The organism is Bacteroides caecigallinarum (assembly GCF_021531075.1).
Classification (GTDB): domain Bacteria; phylum Bacteroidota; class Bacteroidia; order Bacteroidales; family Bacteroidaceae; genus Phocaeicola; species Phocaeicola caecigallinarum_B.
Window position 1 is genome coordinate 1 of sequence record NZ_JADYTJ010000137.1, and the last position, 845, is coordinate 845.

The window sequence follows — 845 nt, forward strand, 5'->3', positions numbered from 1 at the left end:
ACGATGGATAGGGGTTCTGAGAGGAAGGTCCCCCACATTGGAACTGAGACACGGTCCAAACTCCTACGGGAGGCAGCAGTGAGGAATATTGGTCAATGGGCGAGAGCCTGAACCAGCCAAGTAGCGTGAAGGATGAAGGTTCTATGGATTGTAAACTTCTTTTATAAGGGAATAACCGACACTACGTGTAGTGTTCTGCATGTACCTTATGAATAAGCATCGGCTAACTCCGTGCCAGCAGCCGCGGTAATACGGAGGATGCGAGCGTTATCCGGATTTATTGGGTTTAAAGGGAGCGTAGACGGGATGTTAAGTCAGCTGTGAAAGTTTGGGGCTCAACCTTAAAATTGCAGTTGAAACTGGCGTTCTTGAGTGCGGTAGAGGCAGGCGGAATTCGTGGTGTAGCGGTGAAATGCTTAGATATCACGAAGAACTCCAATTGCGAAGGCAGCCTGCTGGAGCGTAACTGACGTTGATGCTCGAAAGTGTGGGTATCAAACAGGATTAGATACCCTGGTAGTCCACACGGTAAACGATGAATACTCGCTGTTGGCGATATACGGTCAGCGGCCAAGCGAAAGCATTAAGTATTCCACCTGGGGAGTACGCCGGCAACGGTGAAACTCAAAGGAATTGACGGGGGCCCGCACAAGCGGAGGAACATGTGGTTTAATTCGATGATACGCGAGGAACCTTACCCGGGCTTAAATTATGCATGAATGATTTGGAGACAGATCAGCCGCAAGGCATGTATGAAGGTGCTGCATGGTTGTCGTCAGCTCGTGCCGTGAGGTGTCGGCTTAAGTGCCATAACGAGCGCAACCCTTTCTGCCAGTTACTAACAG

At 50.1% G+C, this 845-nt stretch carries 1 rRNA gene; it reads left to right on the top strand.

The annotated features are described in order from the left end of the window. Positions 1-845 (top strand): 16S ribosomal RNA (locus I6E11_RS14710); the annotation flags it as partial.